We start from the raw sequence: 4,840 nt of genomic DNA on the forward strand, positions 1-4,840 counted from the left end.
GAGACATAAGTATCAATATAAATGACACCCCTACTTTTAAACCCAACACCTGCCATTTCTCAGATAGTGGTTCGCCTTTTACAGCTTCGATCAAATAGTAAAAAATATGCCCTCCATCCAAGACAGGAATGGGCAGTAAATTTAAGATTCCTAAGCTTACGCTTAATAAAGCTAGAAAACGCAAAAACTCTTCAGAACCTGACTCGATAGACTCACTTGCTACTTGAGCGATGGTTATCGGGCCACTCAGGTTATCAAGAGAAATTAAGCCCATAATCATCTTCTTGATCGCGTTAAGTGTCATAACACAATCAGCCCAAACTTGTTCACTCGCCTGCATCAGGGATTCAAGAGGACCGTAGCTTATCGTTCTTATCATCTCTTTCGGGTAAGTAAAGGGCTGAACACTCACTCCTAAACGACCAACCGAGGCACCGTCTTCACGTATAAATACTTCTGGTCTAAGTGACAGAGTCTCGACAATAAGCCCATTGTTTTCTCCACTCCTCTCAACCTTAACGACAACATCTTTTTCAGCAGAGACTTTGATTACATCGACAAAAGCAAACCAGTCTTCAATAACTTTACCGCCGGCCTCAATTACTTTATCGCCCGCTTTTAAGCCACCCTGTTCAGCCGGACTATCGGCTAAGACACTCCCCATTACTGCGGGAACAGGCGGCTTTAATGGGTGGACACCTAAGTCCTTAAGCAGTCCATGTGGCTCACGGTCCAACATCCAGTTTTCAACACTTAATGTATAACCATCAGCAGTCTCACTAGCACCAGCCTTAGCGAATAATTCAATATCACCGCTGTCGCCGATACGGTTCACTAAAGCCATACTGACAGAGCGCCAACTCAGAGTATCTCGCCCATCCACCTGAGTTATTTCAAGACCAGGATACAAACCAGCCCTTGCTGCAACCGACTCCTGATCAATTTCACCTATTGTTGGAGTCAAGGCACTGAAGCCAATAATGAACATCAGCCAGTAAGCTGCAATAGCAAATAGAAAGTTCGCGATAGGGCCTGCTGACACTATCGCAATACGCTGCGAGACAGGCTTGCGATTAAAAGCATAAGGAAGCAAAGCGGTTTCTACAGGGGCTTCGCGTTCGTCAAGCATCTTGACGAAGCCACCTAAAGGAATACTAGCAATGGCAAACTCGGTTCCATCCTTGTTTTTCCACATAAAAATCGGGCGCCCAAAGCCTACTGAAAATCGTAGGACCTTGACACCACAACGCTTGGCAACCCAGTAATGTCCATATTCATGGATCGTAACTAGAATACCAAGCGTAATAATTAGCGAGAGTATGGTCTGAATCAGTGTCATTAAATATACTGGCTCATCTTCATTAAGGCCGTTTCTTCTTCATTATTTGCTGTTGAGCTATAACTCTAGCCTCTTCATCAACAGACAATATCTGATTAACTGATGTTATTGGAGCGATTGAGGCATCTTCTAATGTTGACGCAATAATATCAGGGATAGCAGTAAAGGAGACATTACCTTTTAGAAAGGACGCGACAGCAACTTCATTCGCAGCATTTAAGACCGTACACGCAGTACCACCAACATCAAAAGCCTCTTGAGCCAACTTAAGGCAGGGAAAGTTTTCAAGATCAGGCTTTTCAAAGTTTAGTTGAGCAACTTCAAATAAGTCTAATGAAATGGCACCTGAGGCAATTCTTTCGGGCCACGCCAAGCCATAGGCAATTGGTGTACGCATATCGGGGCTTCCCATTTGCGCTATGACCGAGCCATCCAAGTATTCAACCATGGAATGAACAATACTCTCAGGATGAACATGAACCTCGATATCTTTCGGACTGATATCGAACAACCAACACGCTTCGATTAGCTCCAAACCCTTATTCATAAGCGTGGCAGAATCTACTGAGATTTTACTTCCCATCTGCCAGTTTGGGTGTGCGCAGGCCTGTTCTGGCGTCACCGTACTAAGGCGATCACGAGACCACCCCCTGAAAGGCCCACCTGAGGCAGTGAGCAATACACGCTGCACTTCTCGTTCTAAAGACTGGCCACACTGATAGGAACCAGGAAGACATTGAAATATCGCGTTGTGCTCGCTATCGATAGGCAATAGCGTTGCACCTGAACGACTCACCTCTTCCGTAAAGAGCTGGCCAGACATAACTAAGGACTCTTTATTCGCTAGTAAAACTTTCTTACCTTTTCTAGCAGCAGCAAGGTTCGCCTCTAGCCCGGCTGCACCAACGATTGCAGCCATGACGACATCAACATCATCATGTGCGGACACACATTCCAGAGACTCCGCACCTGCCAAAACTTTGATATCAGAAGCATGTTTTAGCAACTCACCCTGCAAGCATTGCGCAGCATCTTCATCCACCATAACCGCAATACTTGGGGAGTGCTTCAAACACAGAGCTAGCATTTGCTCGACACTGCGATGCGCCGTCAGAGCAAATACCCGATACCTGTCTGGGTGCCGACTAATCACGTCGAGCGTGTTTAGACCAATAGAGCCGGTCGCCCCCAAGACACATACACTTTGAATAGTCGACACTTAATAACCTGAATTACTGAGAGTTTGCGAAAAGTAGAATAACACTAGGCGACCCAAGAGAGATTGTATAAAGCAAAGACAAACACTGGAATCGCGGCAACCAAGCTATCAATACGATCAAGCACACCGCCATGACCAGGAAGCAGATTACTACTATCTTTAATACCGCGTTGTCGCTTAAACATACTCTCTGTTAAGTCACCAATTATTGAGATTGAACCAGTAATAATTGAAATGACTGCAAACTGTATAGTCATTGCGAAATTATGTTCTAGCAAATTACTAGCAATCAGAGATAACAATAGACAAGCAGCCAGACCGCCCCAGGCTCCAGCCCACGATTTTCCAGGGGAAACTTTTGGTGCTAATTTCTTCTTACCAAAAGCTCGGCCAGCGAAATAAGCCCCCGTATCCGCGGCCCACACTAACATCAAGATATAAAAAATAAGCCAAAGAACATTTAAGTCAGCTAAGGGCGCATATTCACTTGAGCGTAGAAAAACTAAAGCCTTCCACAAAGGAGCAAGCACAACAAAACCAAGCAGTAACTGAACTATTTTCCCCTTCCACAGGGAAGATGATTCTGGAAAAGTCATGACCAGAACACATGCCAAGGCCCACCATGCAACAGAAAGTGTTAATACCCAGGGAAGAGACATACTGCCGACAAGCAAAAATAGGAAAACCGCCATAACGAGAGCATAAACCACTCGCGCTGCAGAAGCGCTCACGCCTGAAAGGTTAGCCCATTCCCAGGCACCTAAAATAACAATAGCTGCGACAAACCAAGAAAAATACTCTGGAGGCAGTAAAAAAACACCCCCCAAAACAAGTGGAGCAAGAATTAAAGCTGTAATTATTCGTTGTTTTAACACAAAAAGAGTCCCGTGATTATTTACTCGGCCTGATCCAACTGATCATCAGTTTGCCCAAAGCGCCGCTTTCGTCCAGCATAGGCTTTTAAGGCTTCCAGCATCTGTTCCTTCTTGAAATCGGGCCAGTACAAATCGGAAAAATAGAATTCTGCGTAGGCCAATTGCCATAACATAAAATTGCTGATGCGCTGCTCACCCGCAGTGCGAATCATTAAATCAGGTAAAGGCAAGTCACCCAAAGAGATATGTGATTGAATTAAGTCTTCGCTCACATCTTCAGCCGCAATCTCGCCGGAAGCAACTTTATGGGCAATTTTCCGCGTCGCTTGCGCGACATCCCAGTGCCCACCGTAGTTAGCGGCAACGACCAGAGTCATACCATCATTATTTTCTGTTAGTTCTTCCGCTTTCGCCATATGCTCCTGAAGCACATCACTAAACGGCTCTCGATCACCAATAATTCGCAAGCGGATATTATTTGAGTGCAGTTTCTTAACTTCTCGCTGCAAGGCAAAAAGGAAAAGCTTCATTAACGCACCAACCTCTTCGGCGGGCCTCCTCCAGTTTTCACTACTAAAGGCAAATAGAGTCAGCACCTCTATATCTTCCTCAACACAAGCTTTAACGACATCTCTAACCGCATCTACGCCTGCCTTGTGCCCAGAAATCCCTATCTTTTTGCGCTGCTTAGCCCACCTATTATTACCATCCATAATGATAGCAACGTGTCTAGGTTTACTCCCTGAGCTTAGAGGAATGTGCTCACTCAATTTATCTATCCAACCCAATACTTAATAACACGAAATTTAACGAGCGAAAGCATTGGACACACTTTCGCCCGAAACAGGCAGTTTTTATACTTCCATCAAGTCTGATTCTTTTTCCTGCAATAAAGCATCAACTTTAGCAACATAAGTGTCAGTTAGTTTTTGGATACCATCTGCTGCTCTTTTTTCTTCATCTTCTGAAATCTCTTTCTCTTTCAAAAGTTCTTTAATATCGGAGTTAGCATCTCTGCGAATATTTCTAACAGATACTCTTGCACTCTCGGCATCTGCTTTTGCTAGCTTAACCATATCCCTACGAGTTTCCTCTGTTAGAGCTGGCATTGGCACACGTATTAAGTCACCAGAAGTTGACGGGTTTAAGCCGAGGTTAGCTGCTATAATCGCTTTTTCGACCACTGGCACCATTGGTTTTTCCCAAACAGAGATTGCCAAAGTTCTGCCATCTTCAACACTAATATTAGCCGCCTGCTTTAGCGGTGTATCTACACCATAGTATGAAACTGATACGCTATCTAAAATACTTGGGTGCGCTCGACCAGTACGAATCTTGGCAAAAGCAACACCTAGCGCATCAATACTTTTTGCCATACGCTCTTCAGCATCTTGTTTAATTTCATCT

At 44.6% G+C, this 4,840-nt stretch carries 5 protein-coding genes; all 5 read right to left on the reverse strand.

Going from position 1 to position 4,840, the window contains the following annotated elements:
- The coding region (rseP, locus tag A3763_RS13685; RefSeq protein ID WP_068760142.1) for an RIP metalloprotease RseP at positions 1-1,339 on the reverse strand (1,339 nt) is incomplete at its 3' end.
- Between the two features lie 22 nt (positions 1,340-1,361).
- On the reverse strand, positions 1,362-2,558 hold the full coding sequence (ispC, locus tag A3763_RS13690) for a 1-deoxy-D-xylulose-5-phosphate reductoisomerase (RefSeq protein WP_197470010.1): 1,197 nt from the start codon (positions 2,556-2,558) through the stop codon (positions 1,362-1,364).
- Between the two features lie 44 nt (positions 2,559-2,602).
- Complete coding sequence (locus tag A3763_RS13695; RefSeq protein ID WP_068508223.1) at positions 2,603-3,433, reverse strand: phosphatidate cytidylyltransferase; 831 nt, start codon at positions 3,431-3,433, stop codon at positions 2,603-2,605.
- Positions 3,434-3,453: 20 nt separating this feature from the next.
- Positions 3,454-4,212 carry a polyprenyl diphosphate synthase gene (gene uppS / locus A3763_RS13700; protein WP_068508246.1) on the reverse strand — a complete coding sequence of 253 codons (759 nt, stop codon included), beginning with the start codon at positions 4,210-4,212 and terminating at the stop codon, positions 3,454-3,456.
- A gap of 75 nt (positions 4,213-4,287) precedes the next feature.
- The coding region (gene frr, locus A3763_RS13705; protein WP_068760144.1) for a ribosome recycling factor at positions 4,288-4,840 on the reverse strand (553 nt) is incomplete at its 5' end.

Source organism: Oleiphilus sp. HI0128, from assembly GCF_001635365.1.